Annotated in this window: 37 protein-coding genes; all 37 read right to left on the bottom strand. The window is 69.0% G+C overall.

All coding sequences use genetic code 11. The annotated features are described in order from the left end of the window. Positions 1-160 precede the first annotated feature (160 nt). Positions 161-721: a 50S ribosomal protein L17 gene (gene rplQ / locus AB0L34_RS22270; RefSeq protein WP_350711523.1), complete on the bottom strand. Its 561-nt coding sequence runs from the start codon at positions 719-721 to the stop codon at positions 161-163. A gap of 34 nt (positions 722-755) precedes the next feature. Next, a complete protein-coding gene (locus AB0L34_RS22265; protein ID WP_091079335.1) occupies positions 756-1,778 on the bottom strand; it encodes a DNA-directed RNA polymerase subunit alpha in 1,023 nt (340 codons plus the stop codon). Positions 1,779-1,876: 98 nt separating this feature from the next. Continuing rightward, on the bottom strand, positions 1,877-2,503 hold the full coding sequence (gene rpsD / locus AB0L34_RS22260; protein ID WP_350711525.1) for a 30S ribosomal protein S4: 627 nt from the start codon (positions 2,501-2,503) through the stop codon (positions 1,877-1,879). Positions 2,504-2,517: 14 nt separating this feature from the next. Then, entirely contained in the window at positions 2,518-2,925 is a 408-nt protein-coding gene (gene rpsK, locus AB0L34_RS22255) for a 30S ribosomal protein S11 (RefSeq protein WP_007073011.1), read from the bottom strand. 18 nt (positions 2,926-2,943) lie between these two features. Next, complete coding sequence (gene rpsM / locus AB0L34_RS22250; RefSeq protein WP_007073012.1) at positions 2,944-3,324, bottom strand: 30S ribosomal protein S13; 381 nt, start codon at positions 3,322-3,324, stop codon at positions 2,944-2,946. Positions 3,325-3,587: 263 nt separating this feature from the next. Beyond that, on the bottom strand, positions 3,588-3,701 hold the full coding sequence (rpmJ, locus tag AB0L34_RS22245; RefSeq protein ID WP_012184307.1) for a 50S ribosomal protein L36: 114 nt from the start codon (positions 3,699-3,701) through the stop codon (positions 3,588-3,590). A gap of 93 nt (positions 3,702-3,794) precedes the next feature. Then, complete coding sequence (infA, locus tag AB0L34_RS22240) at positions 3,795-4,016, bottom strand: translation initiation factor IF-1 (protein WP_007073013.1); 222 nt, start codon at positions 4,014-4,016, stop codon at positions 3,795-3,797. 432 nt (positions 4,017-4,448) lie between these two features. Further along, positions 4,449-5,300: a type I methionyl aminopeptidase gene (gene map, locus AB0L34_RS22235; protein ID WP_350711527.1), complete on the bottom strand. Its 852-nt coding sequence runs from the start codon at positions 5,298-5,300 to the stop codon at positions 4,449-4,451. A 93-nt stretch (positions 5,301-5,393) separates the two neighbouring features. After that, entirely contained in the window at positions 5,394-6,047 is a 654-nt protein-coding gene (locus tag AB0L34_RS22230) for an adenylate kinase (RefSeq protein WP_357460255.1), read from the bottom strand. Next, positions 6,048-7,376, bottom strand: a complete 1,329-nt coding sequence (gene secY / locus AB0L34_RS22225) for a preprotein translocase subunit SecY (RefSeq protein WP_350711530.1) — start codon at positions 7,374-7,376, stop codon at positions 6,048-6,050. It abuts the gene before it with no gap. A 235-nt stretch (positions 7,377-7,611) separates the two neighbouring features. Further along, entirely contained in the window at positions 7,612-8,055 is a 444-nt protein-coding gene (rplO, locus tag AB0L34_RS22220) for a 50S ribosomal protein L15 (RefSeq protein WP_350711532.1), read from the bottom strand. Then, on the bottom strand, positions 8,055-8,237 hold the full coding sequence (gene rpmD, locus AB0L34_RS22215) for a 50S ribosomal protein L30 (protein ID WP_007073018.1): 183 nt from the start codon (positions 8,235-8,237) through the stop codon (positions 8,055-8,057). The genes rplO and rpmD overlap by 1 nt, the downstream gene beginning before the upstream one ends. After that, the gene (rpsE, locus tag AB0L34_RS22210; RefSeq protein WP_067359624.1) at positions 8,237-8,851 is read right to left on the bottom strand and encodes a 30S ribosomal protein S5; all 615 of its coding nucleotides are present in this window, start codon (positions 8,849-8,851) and stop codon (positions 8,237-8,239) included. The genes rpmD and rpsE overlap by 1 nt, the downstream gene beginning before the upstream one ends. Before the next feature lie 33 nt (positions 8,852-8,884). After that, positions 8,885-9,274: a 50S ribosomal protein L18 gene (gene rplR / locus AB0L34_RS22205; RefSeq protein ID WP_091102576.1), complete on the bottom strand. Its 390-nt coding sequence runs from the start codon at positions 9,272-9,274 to the stop codon at positions 8,885-8,887. Then, complete coding sequence (gene rplF, locus AB0L34_RS22200; RefSeq protein WP_350711533.1) at positions 9,271-9,813, bottom strand: 50S ribosomal protein L6; 543 nt, start codon at positions 9,811-9,813, stop codon at positions 9,271-9,273. The genes rplR and rplF overlap by 4 nt, the downstream gene beginning before the upstream one ends. 16 nt (positions 9,814-9,829) lie before the next feature. Continuing rightward, positions 9,830-10,237 carry a 30S ribosomal protein S8 gene (rpsH, locus tag AB0L34_RS22195; RefSeq protein WP_013288624.1) on the bottom strand — a complete coding sequence of 136 codons (408 nt, stop codon included), beginning with the start codon at positions 10,235-10,237 and terminating at the stop codon, positions 9,830-9,832. A gap of 73 nt (positions 10,238-10,310) precedes the next feature. Beyond that, positions 10,311-10,496 (bottom strand): type Z 30S ribosomal protein S14, encoded by a 186-nt coding sequence (locus tag AB0L34_RS22190; protein WP_007073023.1) that lies wholly within the window; start codon positions 10,494-10,496, stop codon positions 10,311-10,313. A 1-nt stretch (position 10,497) separates the two neighbouring features. Continuing rightward, complete coding sequence (gene rplE, locus AB0L34_RS22185; RefSeq protein WP_350681992.1) at positions 10,498-11,067, bottom strand: 50S ribosomal protein L5; 570 nt, start codon at positions 11,065-11,067, stop codon at positions 10,498-10,500. Next, the gene (gene rplX, locus AB0L34_RS22180; protein ID WP_172896341.1) at positions 11,067-11,387 is read right to left on the bottom strand and encodes a 50S ribosomal protein L24; all 321 of its coding nucleotides are present in this window, start codon (positions 11,385-11,387) and stop codon (positions 11,067-11,069) included. Before rplX ends, rplE begins: the two co-directional genes overlap by 1 nt. After that, the gene (gene rplN / locus AB0L34_RS22175) at positions 11,384-11,752 is read right to left on the bottom strand and encodes a 50S ribosomal protein L14 (protein ID WP_007073026.1); all 369 of its coding nucleotides are present in this window, start codon (positions 11,750-11,752) and stop codon (positions 11,384-11,386) included. The genes rplX and rplN overlap by 4 nt, the downstream gene beginning before the upstream one ends. Positions 11,753-11,849: 97 nt before the next feature. Next, positions 11,850-12,125 carry a 30S ribosomal protein S17 gene (gene rpsQ, locus AB0L34_RS22170; RefSeq protein ID WP_088998356.1) on the bottom strand — a complete coding sequence of 92 codons (276 nt, stop codon included), beginning with the start codon at positions 12,123-12,125 and terminating at the stop codon, positions 11,850-11,852. After that, on the bottom strand, positions 12,122-12,358 hold the full coding sequence (rpmC, locus tag AB0L34_RS22165; protein WP_007073028.1) for a 50S ribosomal protein L29: 237 nt from the start codon (positions 12,356-12,358) through the stop codon (positions 12,122-12,124). The genes rpsQ and rpmC overlap by 4 nt, the downstream gene beginning before the upstream one ends. Further along, on the bottom strand, positions 12,358-12,783 hold the full coding sequence (gene rplP, locus AB0L34_RS22160; RefSeq protein ID WP_073834927.1) for a 50S ribosomal protein L16: 426 nt from the start codon (positions 12,781-12,783) through the stop codon (positions 12,358-12,360). Before rplP ends, rpmC begins: the two co-directional genes overlap by 1 nt. Before the next feature lie 3 nt (positions 12,784-12,786). Beyond that, positions 12,787-13,641: a 30S ribosomal protein S3 gene (gene rpsC, locus AB0L34_RS22155; protein WP_350711535.1), complete on the bottom strand. Its 855-nt coding sequence runs from the start codon at positions 13,639-13,641 to the stop codon at positions 12,787-12,789. After that, a complete protein-coding gene (gene rplV, locus AB0L34_RS22150; RefSeq protein ID WP_091102565.1) occupies positions 13,641-14,099 on the bottom strand; it encodes a 50S ribosomal protein L22 in 459 nt (152 codons plus the stop codon). Before rplV ends, rpsC begins: the two co-directional genes overlap by 1 nt. Positions 14,100-14,139: 40 nt before the next feature. Beyond that, entirely contained in the window at positions 14,140-14,421 is a 282-nt protein-coding gene (gene rpsS / locus AB0L34_RS22145) for a 30S ribosomal protein S19 (RefSeq protein ID WP_007073032.1), read from the bottom strand. A 12-nt stretch (positions 14,422-14,433) separates the two neighbouring features. Further along, on the bottom strand, positions 14,434-15,273 hold the full coding sequence (gene rplB, locus AB0L34_RS22140) for a 50S ribosomal protein L2 (RefSeq protein ID WP_091570064.1): 840 nt from the start codon (positions 15,271-15,273) through the stop codon (positions 14,434-14,436). Between the two features lie 12 nt (positions 15,274-15,285). Then, positions 15,286-15,588 (bottom strand): 50S ribosomal protein L23, encoded by a 303-nt coding sequence (rplW, locus tag AB0L34_RS22135; protein ID WP_076466668.1) that lies wholly within the window; start codon positions 15,586-15,588, stop codon positions 15,286-15,288. Then, the gene (gene rplD / locus AB0L34_RS22130; RefSeq protein ID WP_357460248.1) at positions 15,585-16,235 is read right to left on the bottom strand and encodes a 50S ribosomal protein L4; all 651 of its coding nucleotides are present in this window, start codon (positions 16,233-16,235) and stop codon (positions 15,585-15,587) included. The genes rplW and rplD overlap by 4 nt, the downstream gene beginning before the upstream one ends. Beyond that, entirely contained in the window at positions 16,232-16,897 is a 666-nt protein-coding gene (gene rplC, locus AB0L34_RS22125; protein ID WP_357460245.1) for a 50S ribosomal protein L3, read from the bottom strand. Before rplC ends, rplD begins: the two co-directional genes overlap by 4 nt. Before the next feature lie 11 nt (positions 16,898-16,908). Beyond that, positions 16,909-17,217, bottom strand: a complete 309-nt coding sequence (gene rpsJ, locus AB0L34_RS22120; RefSeq protein ID WP_007073037.1) for a 30S ribosomal protein S10 — start codon at positions 17,215-17,217, stop codon at positions 16,909-16,911. A 350-nt stretch (positions 17,218-17,567) separates the two neighbouring features. Continuing rightward, positions 17,568-18,761, bottom strand: a complete 1,194-nt coding sequence (gene tuf, locus AB0L34_RS22115; protein WP_357460242.1) for an elongation factor Tu — start codon at positions 18,759-18,761, stop codon at positions 17,568-17,570. A 220-nt stretch (positions 18,762-18,981) separates the two neighbouring features. Continuing rightward, positions 18,982-21,078, bottom strand: coding sequence for an elongation factor G (gene fusA, locus AB0L34_RS22110; protein WP_363706222.1), 2,097 nt, complete (start codon positions 21,076-21,078; stop codon positions 18,982-18,984). Positions 21,079-21,153: 75 nt separating this feature from the next. Beyond that, positions 21,154-21,624 (bottom strand): 30S ribosomal protein S7, encoded by a 471-nt coding sequence (gene rpsG, locus AB0L34_RS22105; protein ID WP_013735957.1) that lies wholly within the window; start codon positions 21,622-21,624, stop codon positions 21,154-21,156. 1 nt (position 21,625) lies between these two features. After that, on the bottom strand, positions 21,626-22,000 hold the full coding sequence (gene rpsL / locus AB0L34_RS22100; protein WP_007465318.1) for a 30S ribosomal protein S12: 375 nt from the start codon (positions 21,998-22,000) through the stop codon (positions 21,626-21,628). Positions 22,001-22,495: 495 nt separating this feature from the next. Next, positions 22,496-22,843: a hypothetical protein gene (locus tag AB0L34_RS22095; protein ID WP_363706229.1), complete on the bottom strand. Its 348-nt coding sequence runs from the start codon at positions 22,841-22,843 to the stop codon at positions 22,496-22,498. Between the two features lie 440 nt (positions 22,844-23,283). After that, positions 23,284-23,655, bottom strand: a complete 372-nt coding sequence (locus AB0L34_RS22090; protein WP_357692544.1) for a hypothetical protein — start codon at positions 23,653-23,655, stop codon at positions 23,284-23,286. Between the last annotated feature and the right edge of the window lie 106 nt (positions 23,656-23,761).

Raw genomic sequence — 23,761 nt, 5'->3', positions numbered from 1 at the left:
GGGGCGTCGAGCGTGACGGCCTGGGCCAGAGCGTGTGGGCCGAGTTCGACCCGGTCGACGTCACCCGGTCGGACCTGGCCGTGGGGGGCGGGGCGGGGCCGCCAGGGGGGGCGCGGCCCCCCCCCCCCGCGGGGGGGCCGGGCCCCGACGGTGGCCTGGATCAGGCCTTGTCGTTCTCGCCGGCCTCGTCGCTGTCCTCGCGGGCGGCGGCGGTGTCGCCGGACGCCGACACGGGCGCCTCGGCGTCCTGGTCGCCCGAGTTCGACTTCGGGGCCTCCTCGGCCGGGGCGAGCGCCTCGACCTTGTCCTGCTGCGCGGCCTTGCGGGCGGCGGTCTTCTTGTTCGCCTTCGGCTCGGCGACCTGAAGCTCCTCGACCAGCTCGATGATCGCCATCGGCGCGGCGTCACCCTTGCGCGGACCGGTCTTCACGATCCGGGTGTAGCCACCGTTGCGGTTGGCGTACCGGGGCGCGATCTGGTCGAACAGGGCGTAGACCACGTCCTTGTCCTTGACGACACCCAGCACCCGCCGGCGGGACGCCAGGTCGCCGCGCTTGGCCTTGGTGATGAGCTGCTCGGCCAGCGGACGCAGCCGCCGGGCCTTCGTCTCGGTGGTCTGGATCTTGCCGTGCTGGAACAGCGCGGTGGCCAGGTTGGCCAGCATCAGCCGCTCGTGCGCGGGGCTGCCGCCGAGGCGGGGGCCCTTGGTGGGCGTGGGCATGCTTGGTGCTCCTCAGGTGTGGCGGCAGCGCGGACTAGAGCTGCTCGGTCTCGCGGTAGTCGTCGGTGTCGTAGTCGGCCTCGCCGAAGGTGTCCACGACGTGCGCCGGGTCGAAGTTCGGGGCCGAGTCCTTCAGCCCCAGACCCATCCCGGCGAGCTTCATCTTGACCTCGTCGATCGACTTCTGACCGAAGTTGCGGATGTCGAGGAGGTCGGCCTCGGTACGCCCGATGAGCTCACCAACGGAGTTGATGCCCTCGCGCTTGAGGCAGTTGTAGGAGCGGACGGTCAGGTCCAGCTCCTCGATCGGCAGCGCCAGGTCCGCCGCGAGCTGGGCGTCCTGCGGGGACGGCCCGATGTCGATGCCCTCGGCGGTCTCGTCCAGCTCCCGGGCCAGACCGAACAGCTCCACCAGCGTCGAGCCGGCCGAGGCCAGCGCGGTACGCGGGCCCATCGACGGCTTGGTCTCGACGTCGATGATCAGCCGGTCGAAGTCCGTCCGCTGCTCGACGCGGGTCGCCTCGACGCGGTAGGTCACCTTGAGCACGGGCGAGTAGATCGAGTCGACCGGGATCCGGCCGATCTCGGCACCGGCCTGCTTGTTCTGCGCCGCCGTGACGTAGCCGCGGCCCCGCTCGACGGTCAGCTCCATGTCGAGCCGGCCCTTGCCGTTGAGGGTGGCGAGCTTCAGGTCGGGGTTGTGCACCGAGACGCCGGCCGGCGGCTGGATGTCACCCGCGGTCACGTCGCCGGGGCCCTGCTTGCGCAGGTACATGCTGACCGGCTCGTCGTGCTCGGAGCTGACGCAGAGCTCCTTGATGTTCATGACGAGCTCGACCACGTCCTCCTTGACACCAGGGATCGTGGTGAACTCGTGCAGCACACCGTCGATCTTGATCGAGGTGACCGCCGCACCCGGGATCGACGACAGCAGCGTACGCCGCAGCGAGTTGCCCAGGGTGTAGCCGAAGCCCGGCTCCAGCGGCTCGATGGTGAACCGGGACCGGGTCTCGTTGATCGACTCCTCGGAGAGGGTCGGTCGCTGGCTGATGAGCATGTCTTCTCTTCTCTTCCGGGGCGCCCGCCATATGACGCCCACGACAAACTGTTCCGGTGGCCCGCCCGTGTCGGGGGGGCCACCGCAACGAGCTCCGACTACTTGGAGTAGAGCTCGACGATCAGCTGCTCCTGGACCTGCGTGTCGATGACCTGGCGGGCCGGGAGCGAGTGCACGAGGATCTTCATCTGGCTGGGGATCGCCTCGAGCCACGCCGGAACCGACCGCGAGCCGGCCTCGGCCTGCGCCACGATGAACGGGGTGAGCTCCTTGCTCTTGCCCCGGACCTCGATGATGTCGTGCTCCTTGACGCGGTACGACGGGATGTCGACCTTCTTGCCGTTCACCGTGAAGTGACCGTGCTTGACCAGCTGACGGGCCATGTCCCGGGACTTGGCGTAGCCGGCCCGGTAGACCACGTTGTCCAGCCGCGACTCGAGGATCTGCAGGAGGACCTCACCGGTCTTGGCCTGCTTGGCCACGGCCTCCTCGTAGTAACCGCGGAACTGCTTCTCCAGCACGCCGTAGACACGGCGGGCCTTCTGCTTCTCACGGAGCTGGAGCAGGTACTCCGTCTCCTTCGTGCGGCCGCGGCCGTGCTGCCCGGGCGGGAACGGCCGGGACTCGAACGGGCACTTCGGGCCATCGCACTTGCTGCCCTTGAGGAACAGCTTCATCTTCTCCCGCCGGCAACGGCGGCAGTCAGCACCGGTGTAACGAGCCATCTCTCTCTAACCTCTCAGACCCGGCGACGCTTCGGCGGACGGCACCCGTTGTGCGGCTGCGGGGTCACGTCGGAGATCTGACCGACCTCCAGGCCCACGGCCTGCAGCGAACGGATGGCGGTCTCCCGGCCGGAGCCGGGGCCCTTGACGAACACGTCGACCTTGCGCATGCCGTGCTCCATCGCCCGGCGCGCGGCGGCCTCGGCGGCGAGCTGCGCGGCGAACGGGGTCGACTTGCGGGAGCCCTTGAAGCCCACCTGGCCCGCGGAGGCCCAGGAGATGACCGCACCGGTCGGGTCCGTGATGGACACGATGGTGTTGTTGAAGGTGCTCTTGATGTGCGCCTGCCCGTGGGCGACGTTCTTGCGTTCCTTGCGCCGGACCTTCTTGACAGCGGCTCCGGCACGAGCCTTCGGTGGCATAAGTCTGTGCGCTCCTATTTACTTCTTGCCGGGCTTCTTCTTGCCGGCCACGGTCCGCTTCGGGCCCTTGCGGGTCCGCGCGTTGGTCCGGGTCCGCTGGCCACGCACGGGCAGGCCCCGGCGGTGCCGGATGCCGGCGTAGCAGCCGATCTCGACCTTGCGGCGGATGTCAGCGGCGACCTCGCGGCGCAGGTCGCCTTCAACCTTGTAGTTGGCCTCGATGTGGTCGCGGAGCTGGACCAGCTCCTCGTCCGTGAGGTCCCGGGCGCGCTTGTCCGGCGAGATGCCGGTGGCGGCGAGCGTCTCCAGGGCGCGGGTCCGACCCACGCCGAAGATGTAGGTGAGCGCGATCTCCATCCGCTTCTCGCGGGGGAGGTCGACGCCGACTAGACGTGCCATGTGCGGGCGTGCTCCTCGTGGTGTTCTGGCGGAGGTGTGGACCCGTCCCACCCCGCTACCGATCGTTCCGCCTCCGGCGTCGTGCGCCGGCGACCGGAAACGGTCGCTGCCCGAGCGGGCCCCGGCCTCCGACCGGGGGTCAACCACGAAGAGGTACGCGACGCGCACCGCTCGCGGCTGGGACGAGCAATTGATTCGTTGTCTGGATCCGCGGCCCGGACCGATTACGACCGACCGTTGTCACACGGCCGGTCGGAACTGGTTCAGCCCTGGCGCTGCTTGTGGCGCGGGTCGGTGCAGATGACCATGACCCGGCCGTGCCGACGGATGACCCGGCACTTGTTGCAGATCCTCTTGACGCTCGGCTTGACCTTCACGGTTGCCTTACTTCCCATCTGGCCCGACGACGCGCCGAGGCGCGACACCGGACGTCGAAGACGGACACGGGGACGTCCCGGCCGTCGTCAGGCTTACTTGTAGCGGTAGACGATGCGCCCGCGGGTCAGGTCGTACGGCGAGAGTTCGACGACGACCCGGTCCTCCGGCAGGATGCGGATGTAGTGCTGCCGCATCTTGCCGCTGATGTGAGCCAGCACCTTGTGACCGTTCGCGAGCTCCACGCGGAACATTGCGTTCGGCAGGGGCTCGATGACCCGACCCTCGATCTCGATGGCTCCGTCTTTTTTCGGCATGTCCTCCGCTGTCCTGACGTCGGTTACTCCGGACGGCCCACAACGTCTTACACGGGCGACTGATCAAGATCAGGAGCCCGCGCCAGCCGCGGCTCCGACTCCCACCGAAGCGCGGGGTGGGCATGCCGGAGTGGACGCTGTGCGCCGATCAGAAAGTGTACGCCCGCCTGCGGGCCGTCGCCAAACCGGCCACCCTCGGGAGCGCCGGACCACCCGAAAGGCGACAATCAGGCATCCAGGTCACCCGCCCGGCCTGTTCCGGTCCGGCGGGCGCCTCGGCCAGGAGCGGGACAGGGCCCGCCGGCGTCGCGAACTCCCGCGTCGCGGGAACGGCGGGCGCCGGCGGGCCGGTGACGAGGGCGTCCCGCTCCCCCGTACGCCCGCGGCGACCGCTCGTCCGTGCTCGGGCGGCACCGGCCGACCCTCGTCGGATCAGACGGCCGGCGAGTCGGCGGGCTGGCGGGAGGTGACGAGTTCGCCGAGCCGGGCGCGACCGCCGTCCGGCGCGGTCAGCACCCAGACGCCGTCCGGCAGCAGCGCCATCGTGTGCTCGACGTGCACCGCCATCGACCGGTCCCGGGTGACCACGGTCCAGCCGTCGGAGAGCTCCACCGTCCGGGGCGAGCCCATCGTGATCATCGGCTCGATCGCCAGCGCCATGCCCGGCACCAGGCGGGGGCCCTTGCCCGGGCGTCCGTGGTTGAGCACGTGCGGGTCCTGGTGCATCTCGGTGCCGATGCCGTGGCCGCCGTAGCCGTCGACGATGCCGTACCGGCCGCCCTTGCGGACGGCGTTCTCCACGGCGTGCGAGATGTCGGTGAGCCGGCCCTTGCCGCTGGCCGCCCCGCGGGCGGCGGCGGCGATGCCCGCCCACATGGCGTCCTCGGCCACCTCGGCCATCTTGAGCAGCGCCGGGTCGACCTCGCCCACGCCGACCGTGATCGCGGCGTCGCCGTGCCAGCCGTCGAGCACCGCGCCGCAGTCGATCGAGATCAGGTCCCCGTCGCGGAGCACCTGCTGCGGCGCCGGGATGGCGTGCACGACCTGCTCGTTCACGGACGAGCAGATCGATGCCGGGAAGCCGTGGTAGCCCTTGAACGAGGGGACGGCGCCGGCCTCGCGGATGGTCGACTCGGCGATGGCGTCCAGGTCGGCGGTGCTGACCCCGGGGGCAACCGCCTCCCGCATCCGACGCAGCGCCTCGGCGACCACCAGCCCGGCGGCCCGCATCTTCTCGATCTGGTCAGGGGTCTTCAGCTGGATGTCCAGCTGGGGACGACGCATGGAGCCGTTACCTTTCGTTGCCGAAGCCGAAGAGCGGGGCACGTCGGACGTACCCCGCTCCTCGCACTCTATCCGCCGGAGCCCGGCGGGACGTCAGCCGCCGTACGACCGCAGGGCGTCGATGGCGCGGAGCGTGACGTCCTCCACCGGGCCGGTGGCGTCGATGCCCACCAGCTTGCCCTGGGCGCCGTAGTAGTCGACCAGCGGCGCGGTCTTGTCCGCGTACTCCCGCAGGCGGGTGGCGATGGTCTCCGGCTTGTCGTCGTCGCGCTGGAACAGCTCGGCGCCGCACCGGTCGCAGATGCCCTCGCGGGTGGTCGCGTCGAACTCGACGTGCCAGATCTTGCCGCAGCCCCGGCACGTACGCCGGCCGGAGAGCCGCCGGATCACCTCGTCGTCGTCGACGACGAGTTCCAGCACCAGGTCGAGCGCGGTGCCCAGGTCGGCGAGGAGCTTGTCCAGCGCGGCGGCCTGCGGCGTGGTGCGCGGGAAGCCGTCGAGCAGGAATCCCTCGGCGGCGTCCGGCTCGGCGAGCCGGTCCCGCACCATGTTGATCGTGACCTCGTCGGGCACCAGCTCGCCGGCGTCCATGTAGCGCTTCGCCTCGATCCCCAGCGGCGTGCCCTGGGAGACGTTCGACCGGAAGATGTCACCGGTCGAGATCTTCGGGACCGAGAGGTGCGCGGCGACGAACTCGGCCTGCGTACCTTTGCCCGCACCCGGCGGGCCAACCAGAACGAGTCTCATCTACCGCAGGAACCCTTCGTAGTTCCGCTGCATGAGTTGGCTCTCGATCTGCTTGGTGGTCTCCAGACCGACGCCGACCATGATCAGGACAGCGGTGCCGCCGAACGGGAAGTTCAGGTACTGCTGCTTGTCCAGCCAGATGAAGAAGAAGTTCGGCAGGATCGAGATGATGCCCAGGTAGAGGGCGCCCGGCAGGGTGATCCGGCTGAGGATGAAGTCGAGATAGTCGGCGGTCGGCTTGCCGGGGCGGATACCCGGCACGAAGCCGCCGTACTTCTTCATGTTGTCCGCGACCTCGGTCGGGTTGAACGTGATCGAGACGTAGAAGTACGTGAAGAAGATGATCAGCAGGAAGTAGACCGAGATGTAGATCGGGCTGGTCGGGTCGACCAGGTTGTTCTGGATCCACGCCTGGGTCTTGCCCGGGTTGGTCTGGTCGAAGAACTGCAGCGCCAGCTGGGGCAGGTAGAGCAGCGACGAGCCGAAGATGACCGGGATGACACCCGCCTGGTTGACCTTCAGCGGGATGTAGGTCGAGGTGCCGCCGTACATGCGCCGGCCGATCATCCGCTTGGCGTACTGCACCGGGATCCGGCGCTGCGCCTGCTCGATGAAGGTGACCGCGGTGATGACCACCAGGACCAGCGCGATGACGAGGATGAACTTGCCCCAGCCGCCGGTCTGCTTGATCTGCCAGCCCTCGCTCGGGAGCCGAGCCGCGATCGAGGTGAAGATCAGGACGGACATGCCGTTGCCGACGCCCCGGTCGGTGATCAGCTCACCGAGCCACATCACCACGCCGGTGCCGGCCGTCATCGTCATGACCAGGAGGGACAGCGTCAGCCAGTCCGGGATCCCGGTGCCCTCGGGGATGATCGGGAACTGGTCGCACTGGTTCTGGAACAGCTGCCCGGAGCGGGCCAGCGCCACGAACGCCGACGCCTGGAGGACACCCAGGCCCAGCGTCAGGTAGCGGGTGTACTGGGTGATCTTCGCCTGGCCGGCCTGGCCCTCCTTGCGGAGCTGCTCGAGCCGCGGGATGACCACGGTCAGCAGCTGCAGGATGATCGACGCGGTGATGTAGGGCATGATGCCCAGCGCGAAGACCGAGAGCTGCAGCAGCGCGCCGCCGGAGAAGAGGTTGAGCAGGTTGAGGACCCCGGTGGAGCCGTTCTCCAGGGTGTCGAGGCACTTCTGCACGTTGCCGTACGAGACACCCGGGCTGGGCAGCGTAGCCCCGAGCCGGTAGACCGCGATGATGCCTACTGTGAACAGCAGCTTCTTGCGCAGGTCAGGCGTACGGAACGCACTGAGAAAGGCGGACAGCAACTTCTTCCTCCTGCGCGCGGCGGGCCGCCGGTGAACCCGGGCGGGTCGGGGTGGGTGCCGGGCGAGTGCCCGATATCCATAGCTGGGAAGGGACTCTAACAGCCCGATCCCCGTCCGGGCAGATGTGCCCGGCTACATAAACCGAATCCGATGTTACCCGGCGCACACGTGCCGGGGAGACCATGGCGCCCGCCCAGTTGGGACAACTGAGCGGGCGCCATGTGTCGTACAGCTCTTACAGCTCGGTGACGGTGCCACCGGCGGCGGCGATCTTCTCCTTGGCCGACGCGCTGAACGCGTGCGCCGACACCTGGAGGGCGACCCCGCCGAGGTCCCCGGTGCCGAGGACCTTGACCGGCTGGCCCTTGCGGACCGCGCCGGCCTCGACGAGCTCCAGCGGGCCGACCTGGCCGCCGTTCGGGAACAGCTCGGCGAGCCGGTCCAGGTTGACCACCTGGAAGACCACCTTGAACTTGTTCTTGAAGCCCTTCATCTTCGGCAGGCGCATGTGGATGGGCATCTGCCCACCCTCGAACGCCGCCGAGATGTTCTTGCGGGCCTTGGAACCCTTGGTACCGCGACCGGCGGTCTTGCCCTTCGAGCCCTCACCGCGACCCACGCGGGTCTTCGCGGTCTTGGCACCGGGCGCCGGGCGCAGGTGGTGGACCTTGATCGTCATTACTCGACCTCCTCGACCTTCACGAGGTGGTTGACCGCGAAGATCATGCCGCGGATCTCCGGACGGTCCTCCTTGACCACCACGTCGTTGATCCGCTTGAGACCGAGCGAGCGCAGCGAGTCACGCTGGTTCTGCTTGGTCCCGATCTCGGACCGGACCTGGGTGACCTTCAGGCGAGCCATCAGGAAGCCACCCCCGCCCGCGACGCCAGCATGGCGGCCGGCGCGACGTCCTCGACCGGCAGGCCACGACGGGCGGCGACGGCCTCGGGGGACTCGAGCCCCTTCAGCGCCGCCACCGTGGCGTGCACGATGTTGATCGGGTTCGACGAGCCGAGGCTCTTGGAGAGCACGTCGTGGATACCCGCGCACTCCAGCACGGCACGCACCGGACCACCGGCGATGACACCCGTACCGGCCGAGGCCGGCTTGAGCAGCACCACGCCGGCGGCGTCCTCGCCCTGCACCGGGTGCGGGATCGAGGCGCCGATCCGCGGCACCTTGAAGAAGTGCTTCTTGGCCTCCTCGACACCCTTGGCGATCGCCGCGGGCACCTCCTTGGCCTTTCCGTAGCCCACACCGACGGTGCCGTCGCCGTCGCCCACGATCACCAGGGCGGTGAAGCTGAAGCGACGACCACCCTTCACGACCTTGGCGACGCGGTTGATCGCGACGACCCGCTCGAGGTGCGGGGTCTTCTCGACGGGCGCGTTTCCGCGGCCGCCCTCACGGCGGTTGTCGCGGCGACCACCCTCGTTGCCACCGGACCCGCCGCCACGGCGCTGTTGACCTGGCATCAGCAGCCTTCCTTCTCTCTCGTGACGGGGTTTCTAGAACTCGAGCCCGGCTTCGCGGGCGGCGTCGGCAAGCGCGGCGACCCGCCCCGCGTACCGGTTGCCACCGCGGTCGAAGACGACCTTGGAGATGCCGGCGGCCTTGGCCCGCTCGGCGAGCAGGGCGCCGACCTTGCCGGCCAGGGCGCTCTTGTCGCCCTCCGAGCCGCGCAGCGAGGCGTCCAGGGTCGAGGCCGACGCCAGGGTGTGACCCTTGGTGTCGTCCACGATCTGGGCGACGATGTGCCGCAGGGAGCGGGTGACCACGAGGCGGGGACGCTCGGCGGTGCCGCTGATGTTCTTGCGGACCCGGAAGTGCCGGCGCGCACGCCCGACGGCACGCTTGGCGGCGACGCCGCGGCGGCGCTTGAGCAGCGTGGCGCTCACTTCTTACCTGCCTTTCCAGCCTTGCGGCGGATGACCTCGCCCTGGTACTTCACGCCCTTGCCCTTGTAGGGCTCCGGCGGGCGGATCTTCCGGATGTTGGCGGCAACCTCACCGACGAGCTGCTTGTCGATGCCGGCCACGTGGAACAGCGTCGGCTTCTCCACCGTGAAGGTGATGCCGTCCGGCGCCGGAACCAGCACGGGGTGCGAGAACCCGAGCGCGAACTCCAGGTCCTTGCCCTTGGCGGTCACGCGGTAACCGGTGCCGGCGATCTCCAGGCTCTTGCGGTAGCCCTCGGTGACGCCGACGATCATGTTGGCGACCAGGGTACGGCTGAGGCCGTGCAGTTCCTTGGCCTTGCGCTCGTCGTTCGGGCGGTTGACGTTCAGCTGCCCGTCCTCGGCCCGGTCGATCGTGATCGGCTCGGCCAGGGTGTGCGAGAGCTCGCCCTTCGGGCCCTTGACCTTGACGGTCTGCCCGTCGATCGTGATGTCGACGCCGGCTGGCACCGGGATCGACTTACGTCCAATACGCGACATTTCTACCTGTCTCCCGTTACCAGACGAAGGCGAGGACTTCCCCGCCAACGCTCCGCTTGCGGGCCTGCCGGTCGGTGAGCAGCCCCTGGGACGTCGAAATGATCGCCACGCCCAGCCCGCCGAGCACCCGCGGGAGCCCGTCCGACTTGGCGTAAACCCGCAGACCGGGCTTGGACACGCGCTTGATGCCGGCCAGGCTCCGCTCCCGGTTCTGGCCGTACTTCAGCTCGACGACCAGTCGCTTGCCGACGGCGCCCTCCTCGGGCTCCTCGACCGACCAGGTGGCGATGTAACCCTCGGCCTTGAGGACCTCGGCGATGTTCGCCTTGATCTTCGAGTAGGGCATCGTCACCCGGTCGTGGTACGCCTGGTTGGCGTTACGCAGACGCGTGAGCATGTCTGCGATCGGGTCGGTCATCGTCATGGAATTCGTCAGCCTTTCTCGCCGGGGTTCCCGGGGCGGTGAGCCCCGGGCCTACGGCGAAGAGCAATAGCTATTACCAGGAAGCCTTGGACACGCCGGGCAGCTCACCGCGGTGGGCCATCTCCCGGATGCACACCCGGCAGAGACCGAACTTGCGGTAGACCGCCTTGGGACGCCCGCACCGCTGGCAGCGGGTGTACGCGCGAACCGAGAACTTCGGCTTCGCGGCCGCCTTGAGGATCAGCGCCTTCTTGGCCATCTCAGTTCTCCTTGAACGGGAAGCCCAGGAGCTTGAGCAGCGCCCGGCCCTCGTCGTCGGTCGTGGCGGTCGTGACCACCGTGATGTCCATGCCCCGCTGCCGATCGATCTTGTCCTGGTCGATCTCGTGGAACACCGACTGCTCGGTCAGACCGAACGTGTAGTTGCCGTGCCCGTCGAGCTTGCGTCCGTCGAGACCACGGAAGTCGCGGATACGCGGCAGCGCGATCGACAGCAGCCGGTCCAGGAACTCCCACATCCGGTCACCCCGGAGGGTCACCTTCGCGCCGATCGGCATGCCCTCGCGGAGCTTGAACTGCGCGATGGACTTGGTCGCCCGCCGCACCTGCGGCTTCTGGCCGGTGATGGTGGCCAGGTCCCGGACGGCGCCGTCGATCAGCTTGGCGTCCCGGGCGGCCTCGCCGACACCCATGTTGACGACGATCTTGACCAGCCGCGGCACCTGCATCGGGTTGCCGTACTTGTGCTGCTCCTGCAGCTGGGCCACGATCTCGTTGCGGTACCGCTCCTTGAGGCGCGGCATGGTCTTGGTTTCGGTAGCCGTGGTCATCACAGGTCCTTACCGGTGCTACGCGCGATGCGGACCTTCTGGCCGTTTTCGTCGATCCGGTAACCGACGCGGGTCGGCTTGCCGTCGGAGTCCAGGACCTGCACGTTCGAGACGTGGATCGGGGCCTCCTGGGTGACGATGCCACCGGTCTTGGCGCCACGCTGGGTGGTGCTGATGCGGGTGTGCTTCTTGACCCGGTTCACGCCCTCGACCAGGACCTTGTCCTGCCGCGGATAGGCCGCGATGACCTTGCCCTTGGCACCCTTGTCCTTGCCGGCGATGACGACGACCGTGTCGCCCTTCTTGACCTTCACGGTCACAACACCTCCGGCGCGAGAGAGATGATCTTCATGAACCGCTTGTCCCGCAGCTCCCGACCCACCGGGCCGAAGATACGGGTGCCGCGCGGGTCCCCGCCGTCCTTGATGATGACGGCGGCGTTCTCGTCGAAGCGGATGTACGAACCGTCCGGCCGCCGCTTCTCCTTGGCGGTGCGAACGACGACAGCCTTGACGACGTCGCCCTTCTTCACACCGGCACCCGGGATCGCGTCCTTGACGGTGGCCACGATGACGTCGCCGATGCTCGCGTAGCGCCGACCGGAGCCACCGAGAACCCGGATGCACAGGATCTCCCGAGCACCCGTGTTGTCGGCGACGCGCAGTCGCGACTCCTGCTGAATCACGTCTATCTCCTATGTCTGCCGGTTCTCCGGCCGCGCGAGGCGGCCGGAGCCTGGCGGAACCCGCGCCCGACTGACGCCGGGCGAGCTTGAGCCTTCGCTACTTGGCCTTTTCCAGGATCTCCACGAGCCGCCACCGCTTGGTGGCGGACAACGGCCGGGTCTCCATGATCAGGACCCGGTCGCCGATGCCGGCGGTGTTCTGCTCGTCGTGCACCTTCAGCTTGCTGGTACGGCGCATGATCTTGCCGTACAGCGCGTGCTTGACCCGGTCCTCGACCTCGACGACGACGGTCTTTTCCATCTTGTCGCTGACCACGAGGCCCTCACGCACCTTGCGGCGGGCCCGCGCGGCGGCGGTGGTGTTCTCGCTCATGATGCAGTCACCTCAGTCGGCGCGGCCGAGAGACCCAGCTCGCGCTCACGCATGATCGTGTAGATCCGGGCGATCTCCCGACGGATGACCTGCAGCCGCCGGTTGTTGTCCAGCTGCCCGGTTGCGGCCTGCACGCGGAGGTTGAACAGCTCCGCCTTGGCCTCGCGCAGCTTCGTGACCAGCTCCTCCTCGGAGAGCTCACGCAGCTCGGAGGCCTTAACGCCCGCTGCCATCAGGATTCACCCACTTCGCGCGTAACAATGCGGCACTTCATCGGGAGCTTGTGGATCGCGCGACGCATCGCCTCTCGCGCGATCTGCTCGTTGGGGAAGGACATCTCGAAGAGGACCCGCCCCGGCTTCACGTTGGCAACCCACCACTCGGGCGAACCCTTACCGGAACCCATCCGGGTCTCGGCCGGCTTCTTGGTGAGGGCCTGGTCCGGGAAGATCGTGATCCAGACCTTGCCACCACGCTTGATGTGGCGGGTCATCGCGATACGGGCCGACTCGATCTGGCGGTTGGTCACGTACGCCGGCTCGAGAGCCTGGATCCCGAACTCGCCGAACACCACCCGGTTACCACCCTTGGACGCGCCGTGGCGGTCCGGGTGGTGCGGCTTGCGGAAGCCCTTCGGGGGCTTGCGCGGCATCAGCATCTGTCAGCCCTCCTGCTGCGTTTCTGCCGCGGCGGAGACGGCGGCGGGATCCACCGCGTCACCACTCGGCGTCTCGGCCTGCTGCGCGATGGTGGTCGCGGCGGCCCGGCCGGTCTCGGTGCCGCCGGCGGTCGTGCCGGACGAGCCGGACCGACCACGGCGCGGCCGCTCGGGGCGGTCGCCGCGCTCACGGCGCGGGCGCGACGGAGCCTCGGCCGGGGTCTCCCGACCCGGCACCGCGTCGCCCTTGTAGATCCAGACCTTCACGCCGATCCGGCCGAAGGTGGTACGGGCCTCGAAGAAGCCGTACTCGATGTTGGCCCGCAGCGTGTGCAGCGGGACCCGGCCCTCGCGGTAGAACTCGGTCCGGCTCATCTCGGCGCCGCCGAGACGGCCCGAGACCTGGACCCGGATGCCCTTGCAGACCGGGTTCTTCATCGCGGACTGCATGGCCTTGCGCATCGCCCGACGGAAGCTGACCCGGCTGGACAGCTGCTCGGCGACGCCCTGGGCGACGAGCTGCGCGTCCGACTCGGGGCTCTTCACCTCGATGATGTTCAGCTGGACCTGCTTGCCGGTCAGCTTCTCGAGCTCGCCGCGGATCCGGTCGGCCTCCGCACCCTTGCGGCCGATGACGATGCCCGGCCGGGCGGTGTGGATGTCGACCCGGACCCGGTCCCGGGTGCGCTCGATGTCGACCTTGGAGATGCCGGCACGCTCGAGGCCCTTGGACATCATGCGGCGGATCTTGACGTCCTCGCCGATGTAGTCCTTGTAGAGCTTGTCCGCGAACCAGCGGGACTTCCAGTCGGTCGAGATGCCGAGCCGGAACCCGTGCGGGTGAACCTTCTGACCCATTACTCGGCGCCCTCCGTCTTGCTCTGCGTCTCAGCCGGCTCCGCCTGCTTCGCCGGGGCCGCCTTCTTCGCCGCGGCCTTCTTCGGCGCGGCCGGCGCCACGGCCTCGACCGCGACGGTGATGTGGCAGGTGCGCTTGCGGATCCGGTACGCCCGGCCCTGCGCCCGCGGCTGGAACCGCTTCATGGTCGGGCCCTCGTCCACGTACGCCTCGCTGACGAGCAGCGCGTCGGGGTCCAGCCGCTCGTTGTTCTCCGCGTTGGCGATCGCGCTCGCGAGCACCTTGTACACCTGCTCGCTCGCAGCCTGCGGCGCGAACTGCAGCACCGTGAGCGCCTCCTTCGCGGGCAGGCCGCGGACGAGGTTGACCACCCGGCGCGCCTTCATCGGCGAGATGCGCACGTGCCGCGCAACCGCCCGCGCGCCCGGAAGCACCGGAGCGTCGCCCTTTCCTGGCATCGCTGTAACCCCTTGTTCCTCTATCCGTATGCCCGCGGCGTCAGCGCCGACGGCTCTTCCGGTCGTCCTTCTCGTGACCCTTGAACGTGCGGGTCAGCGCGAACTCGCCGAGCTTGTGCCCGACCATCGCCTCGGTCACGAACACCGGGACGTGCTTGCGTCCGTCGTGCACGGCGATCGTGTGACCCAGCATCTCCGGGATGATCGTCGAGCGCCGCGACCAGGTCTTGATGACGTTCTTCGAGCCCTTGTCGTTCTGCGTCTCCACCTTCTTGAGCAGGTGGTCGTCGACGAACGGGCCCTTCTTCAGGCTGCGAGGCATGTCTTATCTCCCTCAGCCGCGCTTACGCGTGGCGTAGCGGCGGCGGACGATCAGCCGGTCACTCGGCTGGCCCTTACGACGGGTGCGGCCCTCGGGCTTACCCTGCGGGTTGACCGGGTGGCGACCGCCGGAGGTCTTACCCTCACCACCACCGTGCGGGTGGTCGACCGGGTTCATCGCGACACCACGGACGGTCGGGCGCTTGCCCTTCCACCGCATCCGGCCGGCCTTGCCCCAGTTGATGTTCGACTGGTCGGCGTTGCCGATCTCGCCGATGCTGGCGCGACAGCGGACGTCGACCCGCCGGATCTCACCGGACGGCATGCGCAGGGTCGCGTACGCGCCCTCGCGGCCGAGCAGCTGGATGCCGACGCCGGCCGAGCGGGCCAGCTTGGCGCCGCCGCCCGGGCGCAGCTCCACGTTGTGGATGGTGGTACCGACCGGGATGTTGCGCAGCGGCAGGTTGTTGCCCGGCTTGATGTCGGCGCCCGGACCGGACTCGACCGCGTCGCCCTGCTTCAGGTCCTTCGGCGCGAGGATGTAGCGCTTCTCGCCGTCGGCGTAGTGCAGCAGCGCGATGCGCGCGGTGCGGTTCGGGTCGTACTCGATGTGGGCGACCTTCGCCGGCACGCCGTCCTTGTCGACCCGCTTGAAGTCGATCAGACGGTACTGGCGCTTGTGACCGCCACCGTGGTGCCGCGTGGTGATCCGGCCGTGGGCGTTGCGTCCGCCCTTCTTCGGCAGCGGAGCCAGCAGCGACTTCTCGGGCGTCGACCGGGTGATCTCGGCGAAGTCGGCGACGCTCGAGCCACGCCGGCCCGGCGTCGTCGGCTTGTACTTACGGATAGCCATTGTCTACACCCCTCAGCTGACCGGGCCGCCGAAGGCCTCGATACGGTCACCGTCAGCCAGCTTCACCATCGCCCGCTTGGTGTCCTTGCGCTTGCCGAACCCGGTGCGGGTCCGCTTGCGCTTGCCCTCGCGGTTGAGCGTGTTGACCGTCAGGACGCGGACGTTGAAGATCTGCTGGATAGCGATCTTGATCTCGGTCTTGTTCGCGTCCGGGTGCACCAGGAAGGTGTACCAGTTGCGGTTCAGCTCGCTGTAGCTCTTCTCCGAGACGACCGGCGCCACGATGATGTCGCGCGGGTCGGCGATCGTGCTCACTTGCCACCCTCCTCGGTGGTCTCGGCGGGAACACCGAGGAACTCGTCCAGGGCGTCCTTCGTGAAGACCACGTCGTCGGCCACCAGCACGTCGTACGTGTTGAGCTGGCCGGCTTCGATCAGGTGCACCCGCGGCTCGTTGCGCAGCGACACCCAGTTCAGCTCGTCGGTGCTGCTCAGCACGACCAGCACCCGGCGGGCGTCGGTCAGCTTGGCCAGCGTGGCCAGGGCGGCCTTGGTCGACGGCTTCTCGCCCGAGACGAACGCCTCGACGACGTGCACCTGCCCGGCGCGGGCCCGGTCCGACAGGGCGCCACGCAGGGCGGCGGCCTTCATCTTCTTCGGGGTGCGCTGGCTGTAGTCGCGCGGCACGGGACCGTGCACCACGCCACCGCCGGCGAACTGCGGCGCGCGGATGGAGCCCTGCCGGGCACGACCGGTGCCCTTCTGCTTGTACGGCTTCTTGCCGCCACCGGCGACCTCGCCGCGGGTCTTGACCTTGTGCGTGCCCTGCCGGGCCGCCGCGAGCTGGGCCACCACGACCTGGTGCATCAGCGCGACGTTGGCCTGGACGTCGAAGATGTCGGCGGGCAGCTCGACGGAGCCGCTCTTGTTGCCTTCGACGGAGAGGACGTCAACGGTGGTCACTTGGCCACACCGCCCTTCTTCACCTTGGTCTTGGCCGCGGTGCGGACCAGGACCAGCGCGCCCTTGGGGCCGGGAATGGCGCCGCGGACGAGCAGGAGGTTGTTCTCGGTGTCGACCGCCTGGACGGTCAGGTTCTGGACGGTGTAGCGCACGCCACCCATCCGGCCGGCCATCCGGGTGCCCTTGAAGACACGACCCGGGGTGGCGCAGGCGCCGATGGAGCCCGGCGAGCGGTGCTTGCGCTCGACACCGTGGCTGGCGCGCAGACCGTGGAAGCCGTGACGCTTCATCGGGCCGGCGTAGCCCTTGCCCTTGGTCTTGCCGGTCACGTCGATCGAGACACCGGCCGGGAACTCCTCGACCGTGATCTCCTGGCCGAGCGAGTAGTCCGCCGCGTCGGCGGTGCGCAGCTCGACGATGTGCCGGCGCGGCGCGACGTCGGCCTTCGCGTAGTGCCCGCTGATCGGCTTCTTGACCTTGCGCGGGTCGATCGTGCCGTACGCCAGCTGGACCGCGGAGTAACCGTCCTTGTCGGCGCTACGAACCTGGCTGATGACGCACGGGCCGGCCTGAACCACGGTCACCGGGACAACGCGGTTGTTGTCCCAGACCTGGGTCATGCCGAGCTTTGCGCCCAGGATCCCCTTGACTTGCCTGTCCATTTGTCCGGTCCCTACAGCTTGATCTCGATGTCGACGCCAGCCGGCAGGTCGAGGCGCATGAGCGAGTCGACCGTCTTCGGGGTCGGGTCGATGATGTCGATCAGCCGCTTGTGCGTGCGCATCTCGAAGTGCTCGCGCGAGTCCTTGTACTTGTGCGGCGAGCGGATAACGCAGAAACGGTTGATCTCCGTGGGCAGCGGCACCGGGCCTGCGACCTGCGCCCCGGTACGCGTCACCGTCTCGACGATCTTCCGAGCCGAGGAGTCGACGACCTCGTGGTCATAGGCCTTGAGCCGGATGCGGATCTTCTGTCCCGCCATGGTGGCTTCTGTTCCTTCTCTCGATGCCGCTGTGTTGCGGGCGCCTGTACCGGCTGGTACAGGCCCACTTCGCCGACCCCCGCGGTCGGGCGTGTCGCGCCCTCGGGCCAGGCTCCGCCCCGGGACTCCGGAGCGATTCTGACCGCGCGGTGGGTCAAGGCGCCGATCGCACTACCGCGACCTGAACGCCGTGCGAGGGTGGTTGGCGGACGGGCCGCCAACCACCCTACGCCCGACTGTCCTGCAGCCCGGAGGTTCGACGAAAGCCGAACACGGGCAGCGAACTGTCGTTACGCAACCTGACTAGTATGCCGCACGACCGGCGGCTGGTCTAATCGGGGTTACCTAGCTCACTTGATGATCTTGGTGACGAACCCGGCGCCGACGGTGCGGCCACCCTCGCGGATCGCGAACTTGAGGTTCTCCTCCATGGCGATGGGCTGGATCAGCTTCACCGTCATGGTGGTGTTGTCACCCGGCATGACCATCTCGGTGCCCTCGGGGAGCGTGACGACACCGGTGACGTCCGTGGTCCGGAAGTAGAACTGCGGACGGTAGTTCTGGAAGAACGGGGTGTGCCGGCCGCCCTCCTCCTTGGAGAGGATGTAGACCGTCGCCTCGAACTCCGTGTGCGGGGTCGTGGTGCCCGGCTTGATGACGACCATGCCGCGCTCGACGTCCTCGCGCTTGATGCCACGCAGCAGCAGACCGACGTTCTCGCCCGCGCGGGCCTCGTCGAGCAGCTTGCGGAACATCTCGATGCCGGTGCAGGTGGTCTTCATCGACTTCTCGCGGATGCCGACGATCTCCACCTCCTCGTTCGGCTTGAGCACGCCGCGCTCCGCGCGACCGGTGACGACGGTGCCACGACCGGTGATCGTGAAGACGTCCTCGATCGGCATCAGGAACGGCTTCTCGGTCTCGCGCTGCGGCTGCGGGATCGCGGTGTCGACAGCGGTCATCAGGTCCAGCAGCTTGCCGGTCCACTCGGGGTCACCCTCGAGGGCCTTCAGCGCCGAGACCCGGACGACCGGCAGGTCGTCACCCGGGTACTCCTGCGACGAGAGCAGCTCGCGGACCTCGAGCTCGACGAGCTCCAGGAGCTCCTCGTCGTCGACCATGTCGCTCTTGTTGAGCGCCACGACGATGTACGGCACGCCGACCTGGCGGGCCAGCAGCACGTGCTCGCGGGTCTGCGGCATCGGGCCGTCGGTCGCCGCGACCACCAGGATCGCGCCGTCCATCTGCGCGGCACCGGTGATCATGTTCTTGATGTAGTCGGCGTGACCGGGGCAGTCGACGTGCGCGTAGTGCCGCGCCTCGGTCTGGTACTCGACGTGCGAGATGGAGATCGTGATGCCGCGGGCCTTCTCCTCCGGCGCCTTGTCGATCGCGTCGAACGGCGTGTACGGGTTGAGGTCCGGGAACTGGTCGTGCAGGACCTTGGTGATGGCCGCCGTCAGCGTCGTCTTACCGTGGTCGATGTGACCAATGGTGCCGATGTTGACGTGCGGCTTAGTCCGCTCGAACTTCGCCTTCGCCACTGGTGTCCTCCTGTGGACTTCTTGGTTCGTTCGCCCCGGCGCGCCGGTCGGCGCTTAGGACTCTGTCGACAGCCTTTCCGGCCTGGCGGCCGGAGAGCTTTGGTGGGTTCTGCGGCGATGAAGCCTACAGGCCCGGTCTCACGCATCCCGACCGAGGTGGTCGCGGGCGGAAAGCACCCTCCCGCGACCGCCCCGGATCATCGGAGCACGTCAGGTGAGGTCACTCACCCGTCGCCTTGGCGATGATCTCCTTCGCGACCGAGGCCGGAACCTCGGCGTAGGAGTCGAACTGCATGCTGTAGCTAGCCCGGCCCTGGGTCTTCGACCGCAGGTCGCCGACGTAGCCGAACATCTCCGACAACGGCACCAGGGCCCGGACGACGCGGGCGCCGCTGCGCTCCTCCATCGCCTGGATGATGCCACGGCGGGAGTTGAGGTCGCCGATGACGTCACCCATGTTCTCCTCGGGAGTGGTGACCTCAACGGCCATCATCGGCTCGAGCAGCGCGGGGTCGGCCTTGCGGGCCGCCTCCTTCATCGCCATCGAGCCGGCGATCTTGAATGCCATTTCCGACGAGTCGACCTCGTGGTACTGGCCGTCCACCAGGGTGAGCTTGACGCCCACCAGGGGGAAGCCGGCGAGGATGCCGTACTGCATGGCGTCCTGCGCGCCCGCGTCCACCGACGGGATGAACTCCCGGGGGATGCGGCCACCGGTCACGGCGTTGGCGAACTCGTAGGTCGGGGCGTCGTTGCCCAGCGGCAGCGGCTCCAGGCTGATGATCACCCGGGCGTACTGGCCGGAACCACCGGTCTGCTTCTTGTGGGTGTACTCGACCTTGTCCACCTTGCGGCGGATGGTCTCGCGGTACGCCACCTGCGGCTTACCGATGTTCGCCTCGACGTTGAACTCGCGGCGCATCCGGTCGACCAGGATGTCCAGGTGCAGCTCGCCCATGCCGGAGATGACCGTCTGGCCGGTCTGGTCGTCCAGCTTGACGCGGAAGGTCGGGTCCTCCTCGGCCAGCCGCTGGATGGCGGTGCTGAGCTTCTCCTGGTCGGCCTTGGTCTTCGGCTCGATGGCGACCTCGATGACCGGCTCCGGGAAGGTCATCGACTCCAGGATGACCGGGTTCGCCGAGTCGCACAGGGTGTCACCGGTGGTGGTCTGCTTGAGACCCTGCACCGCGATGATGTCGCCGGCCTGGGCCGAGCTGCGCTCTTCCCGCTTGTTGGCGTGCATCTGGTAGATCTTGCCGATCCGCTCCTTGCGGTCCTTGGTGGAGTTGACCACCTGGGAGCCGGACTCGAGCGTGCCGGAGTAGATCCGGACGTAGGTGAGCTTGCCGAGGTGCTTGTCCGTCTGGATCTTGAAGGCCAAGCCGGAGAACGGCTCCGAGACGGACGGCTTGCGCTGCATCGGCGTCTCGCCGTCGGTGGCCGTGCCCTCGATCGCCGGGATGTCCAGCGGCGACGGCAGGTACGCGATGACCGCGTCCAGCATCGGCTGGATGCCCTTGTTCTTGAAGGCGGTGCCGGTGAGGACCGGGTTGGCCTTGCCGGCGATGGTGGCCCGACGGATGGCGGCCTTGATCTCCTCGACGGAGATCTCCTCGCCCTCCAGGTACTTCTCCATCACCGCGTCGTCGACGTCGGCCAGGGTCTCCATTAGCTTCTCGCGCCACTCGGCGGCGGAGTCGGCGAGGTCGGCCGGGATCTCCTCGACCGCGTAGTCCTCACCCTTCTGGGTCTCCCCGCGCCAGGTCAGCGCCCGCATCTCGACCAGGTCGACCACGCCGATGAAGTCGGACTCGGCGCCGATCGGGATCTGGAGCACGAGCGGGGTGGCGTTGAGCCGGTCGATCATCATCTGCACGCAGCGGAAGAAGTCGGCGCCGGTCCGGTCGAGCTTGTTGACGAAGCACATCCGGGGGACGTTGTACTTGTCCGCCTGCCGCCAGACGTTCTCCGTCTGCGGCTCCACGCCGGCGACACCGTCGTAGACCGCGACCGCGCCGTCCAGCACCCGCAGCGACCGCTCGACCTCGACCGTGAAGTCGACGTGGCCGGGCGTGTCGATGATCTGGATCGTGTGGCCCTTCCACTCACACTTGGTAGCAGCGGAGGTGATGGTGATACCACGCTCCTGCTCCTGCTCCATCCAGTCCATGACGGCACCGCCCTCGTGGACCTCACCGATCTTGTACGTGATGCCGGTGTAGAACAGGATCCGCTCGGTGGTGGTGGTCTTACCGGCATCGATGTGGGCCATGATGCCGATGTTGCGTACGTTGGCGAGCGCGTCTGCGGCGGCCACTTCAATCCCTACTTATCGTCGTCTCGACACAACTGGTGGCGGTTCCGGCGTCACGCGGACGCCGGAACCAGGGTGTTACCAGCGGTAGTGCGCGAAGGCCTTGTTGGACTCGGCCATCTTGTGCGTGTCCTCGCGCCGCTTGACGGCGGCACCGAGGCCGTTGCTCGCGTCCAGCAGCTCGTTCATCAGCCGCTCGACCATGGTCTTCTCGCGACGGGCGCGGGAGTAGGTGACCAGCCAGCGCAGGCCCAGGGTGGTCGCCCGGGCCGGGCGGACCTCGACCGGGACCTGGTAGGTGGCGCCACCGACGCGGCGGCTGCGCACCTCGAGGGTCGGCTTGACGTTGTCCATCGCCCGCTTGAGGGTGACGACCGGGTCGGTGCCGGACTTCTCGCGGCAGCCCTCGAGGGCCGCGTAGACGATGCGCTCGGCGAGCTGGCGCTTACCGCGCAGCAGGATCTTGTTCACCAGCTGGGTGACCAGCGGCGAGTTGTACACCGGGTCAGCGACCAGCGGCTTCCGCGGAGCGGGTCCCTTACGCGGCATCTCAGCTCTTCTCCTTCTTCGCGCCGTAACGGCTGCGAGCCTGCTTGCGGTTGCGGACACCCTGGGTGTCCAGCGAGCCGCGAACGATCTTGTACCGCACGCCGGGGAGGTCCTTCACACGGCCGCCGCGGACGAGCACGATCGAGTGCTCCTGCAGGTTGTGGCCGACGCCCGGGATGTAGGCGGTCACCTCGATCTGGCTGCTGAGCTTGACACGAGCGACCTTGCGGAGCGCCGAGTTCGGCTTCTTCGGGGTGGTGGTGTACACGCGGGTGCACACGCCGCGCCGCTGGGGAGACCCCTTGAGCGCCGGGGTCTTGGTCTTGGTCGTCTTGGCCTGACGGCCCTTTCGGACCAGCTGCTGAATGGTGGGCACCGGGCTTCTCCGCTCCCTTCGGCCGCTGTGTGGCGGCCGCGCCTTCTGCCGTAGCCGACCTGATGACCGGCTCTCCTACATTCCGACCAGGGCCACCTCGCGGAGGTCCCGGCACCCGCGGTCGGGCGTGTCGCCCAGCTCACGGTCCCGGCGTCGGCGCTCGCGCGTGTCGACCGGGGTCTTTCACCGGCACACGGCAGGCCGCGCGTCGGATCTTTGGCTTTGTCGTGCTCCCACGCGATCTCCGGATCGCCGGATCCAGCGCACGCACGAGTCGCCCGGGCTTGCCCGGGCACAAGGGGAAAGAGTACCTACCACAAGCGCACAGGTCAAAACGGAGTGGCCGGCGTAGCGTCTCACCCGCCCGCCGATCGAATTCGTCGCGCCTGTCCGCCCGTGATGGGCACCTACGGTCACAAGTGTACCGGCTTCCCCAGGAACCGACCCGTCGACCCCGGGGCGGCCCCGCTCACGCCCGGCCGTCGCGGTTCCGCGTCACGCGAGCGCCACCAGCAACGCCAGCCCCAGCCCGAGCAGGCTGAGCAGCAGGCCCGCCCCGCCGCAGCTCACGCCGGCCACCGCCAGCCCCCGTCCGGTGAACCGGACCGCCGGCGGCGGCGCCGCACGGCGGATCTGCCGCAGCCCGAACAGGCCGGCGACGACCGCGCCCGCCCCCGCCAGCACGCCCAGCACGGTGAAGGCGCCGGCCGCCCAGGCGCCGCCCATGCCGGCGACCGCGCCGAGGCAGACCACCAGCAGCGCGACGAGGATCGAGACGATCCCGGCCACCAGCGAACCGAGGGCGAGGCCGGAGGTGACCGGCGACACGTCCAGGTGCACCACGCCGAACGGCGTGCCGGCGACCGCCTCGACCCGCTTCGGCGGCCGGCCCGGCTCCCGCGGCGGCGGAGGCGTCCGGGCCGGGAGGGCGGAGCCGCCACCCCAGCCGGGACCCGGACCGGGAACCGTGCCGGGACCCGGAGGCGCGCCGGGACCCGGGCCCGGAGGCGTGCCCCAGCCACCGGCCGCGGGCGGTGACGTGTGTCCCGTCGGGGCGGGCGGGGCAGCCGTGTCGGGCCGTGCCCACTGCCCCGCGTCGGACGGGGCGGCGTCCGGGTGCGTGGCGGGGGGCGCCGCGGGGTCGCTGCCCGGGAAGCGCGCCGGTTCCGTCACGGGTCCTCCTGTCGACGTCTCGGCGTCCACCGCCGCGCGACGGACACCGGGCCAGGCTACCGCCGGCGGGCGGACGGCCCACTCCCGGCGGGACCCGTTCCCCCGGGCGGTCAGTCCACGTTCGGCGCGAAGTCCTGCCCGTAGGGCGCGTCGGCGAGGCGGACCACCCCCACCACCACCGCGGCCACCACGGTGACCGCGACCAGGACCAGGCCCGTCCAGGCCAGCCGCTCCCCCTGGCGCAGCCAGGCCGCGCCGGTCAGGAAGCCCCCCGACGCGTACGCCTCGCGGCGCGCCTGCCGGGCGAGTTGGAGTGCCACCGTGGCGGGCACCACGCCGCCGACGAACAGGCCGGTCAGCGCGCCGATCAGGCCCAGCGCGAAGACCGCCTTCGCCTTGGTGGCACGGGCCGGGTCCGGGTCGAGCGGGTGGCGCGGCGGCACCGGCGGGGCGACGGGCGCCTGCCCGGGTGCGGTCGTCATACCCTCCATCATGCCCCGGCCCCGCCGGATCGGGCCGGCCGATCCCCGGGACGCGACGAGGCCCCCGGCGGCTGCCGGGGGCCCCGTCGTCCGTGCTGTTTAGCGG

It is taken from the genome of Micromonospora sp. NPDC052213 (genome assembly GCF_040679695.1).
Classification (GTDB): domain Bacteria; phylum Actinomycetota; class Actinomycetes; order Mycobacteriales; family Micromonosporaceae; genus Micromonospora.
This window is presented reverse-complemented; position numbering and strand designations above follow the sequence as displayed.

Excerpts from the sequence above, each read along its gene's own strand:
- rplQ (WP_350711523.1), bottom strand. The coding sequence starts at position 721 with ATGCCCACGCCCACCAAGGGCCCCCGCCTCGGCGGCAGCCCCGCGCAC.
- AB0L34_RS22265 (WP_091079335.1), bottom strand. The coding sequence starts at position 1,778 with ATGCTCATCAGCCAGCGACCGACCCTCTCCGAGGAGTCGATCAACGAG.
- rpsD (WP_350711525.1), bottom strand. The coding sequence starts at position 2,503 with ATGGCTCGTTACACCGGTGCTGACTGCCGCCGTTGCCGGCGGGAGAAG.
- rpsK (WP_007073011.1), bottom strand. The coding sequence starts at position 2,925 with ATGCCACCGAAGGCTCGTGCCGGAGCCGCTGTCAAGAAGGTCCGGCGC.
- rpsM (WP_007073012.1), bottom strand. The coding sequence starts at position 3,324 with ATGGCACGTCTAGTCGGCGTCGACCTCCCCCGCGAGAAGCGGATGGAG.
- infA (WP_007073013.1), bottom strand. The coding sequence starts at position 4,016 with ATGCCGAAAAAAGACGGAGCCATCGAGATCGAGGGTCGGGTCATCGAG.
- map (WP_350711527.1), bottom strand. The coding sequence starts at position 5,300 with ATGCGTCGTCCCCAGCTGGACATCCAGCTGAAGACCCCTGACCAGATC.
- AB0L34_RS22230 (WP_357460255.1), bottom strand. The coding sequence starts at position 6,047 with ATGAGACTCGTTCTGGTTGGCCCGCCGGGTGCGGGCAAAGGTACGCAG.
- rplO (WP_350711532.1), bottom strand. The coding sequence starts at position 8,055 with ATGACGATCAAGGTCCACCACCTGCGCCCGGCGCCCGGTGCCAAGACC.
- rpmD (WP_007073018.1), bottom strand. The coding sequence starts at position 8,237 with ATGGCTCGCCTGAAGGTCACCCAGGTCCGGTCCGAGATCGGGACCAAG.
- rpsE (WP_067359624.1), bottom strand. The coding sequence starts at position 8,851 with ATGCCAGGTCAACAGCGCCGTGGCGGCGGGTCCGGTGGCAACGAGGGT.
- rplF (WP_350711533.1), bottom strand. The coding sequence starts at position 9,813 with ATGTCGCGTATTGGACGTAAGTCGATCCCGGTGCCAGCCGGCGTCGAC.
- rpsH (WP_013288624.1), bottom strand. The coding sequence starts at position 10,237 with ATGACGATGACCGACCCGATCGCAGACATGCTCACGCGTCTGCGTAAC.
- AB0L34_RS22190 (WP_007073023.1), bottom strand. The coding sequence starts at position 10,496 with ATGGCCAAGAAGGCGCTGATCCTCAAGGCGGCCGCGAAGCCGAAGTTC.
- rplE (WP_350681992.1), bottom strand. The coding sequence starts at position 11,067 with ATGACCACGGCTACCGAAACCAAGACCATGCCGCGCCTCAAGGAGCGG.
- rpsQ (WP_088998356.1), bottom strand. The coding sequence starts at position 12,125 with ATGAGCGAGAACACCACCGCCGCCGCGCGGGCCCGCCGCAAGGTGCGT.
- rpmC (WP_007073028.1), bottom strand. The coding sequence starts at position 12,358 with ATGGCAGCGGGCGTTAAGGCCTCCGAGCTGCGTGAGCTCTCCGAGGAG.
- rplP (WP_073834927.1), bottom strand. The coding sequence starts at position 12,783 with ATGCTGATGCCGCGCAAGCCCCCGAAGGGCTTCCGCAAGCCGCACCAC.
- rpsC (WP_350711535.1), bottom strand. The coding sequence starts at position 13,641 with ATGGGTCAGAAGGTTCACCCGCACGGGTTCCGGCTCGGCATCTCGACC.
- rplV (WP_091102565.1), bottom strand. The coding sequence starts at position 14,099 with ATGCCAGGAAAGGGCGACGCTCCGGTGCTTCCGGGCGCGCGGGCGGTT.
- rpsS (WP_007073032.1), bottom strand. The coding sequence starts at position 14,421 with ATGCCTCGCAGCCTGAAGAAGGGCCCGTTCGTCGACGACCACCTGCTC.
- rplB (WP_091570064.1), bottom strand. The coding sequence starts at position 15,273 with ATGGCTATCCGTAAGTACAAGCCGACGACGCCGGGCCGGCGTGGCTCG.
- rplC (WP_357460245.1), bottom strand. The coding sequence starts at position 16,897 with ATGGACAGGCAAGTCAAGGGGATCCTGGGCGCAAAGCTCGGCATGACC.
- rpsJ (WP_007073037.1), bottom strand. The coding sequence starts at position 17,217 with ATGGCGGGACAGAAGATCCGCATCCGGCTCAAGGCCTATGACCACGAG.
- rpsG (WP_013735957.1), bottom strand. The coding sequence starts at position 21,624 with ATGCCGCGTAAGGGACCCGCTCCGCGGAAGCCGCTGGTCGCTGACCCG.
- AB0L34_RS22090 (WP_357692544.1), bottom strand. The coding sequence starts at position 23,655 with ATGACGACCGCACCCGGGCAGGCGCCCGTCGCCCCGCCGGTGCCGCCG.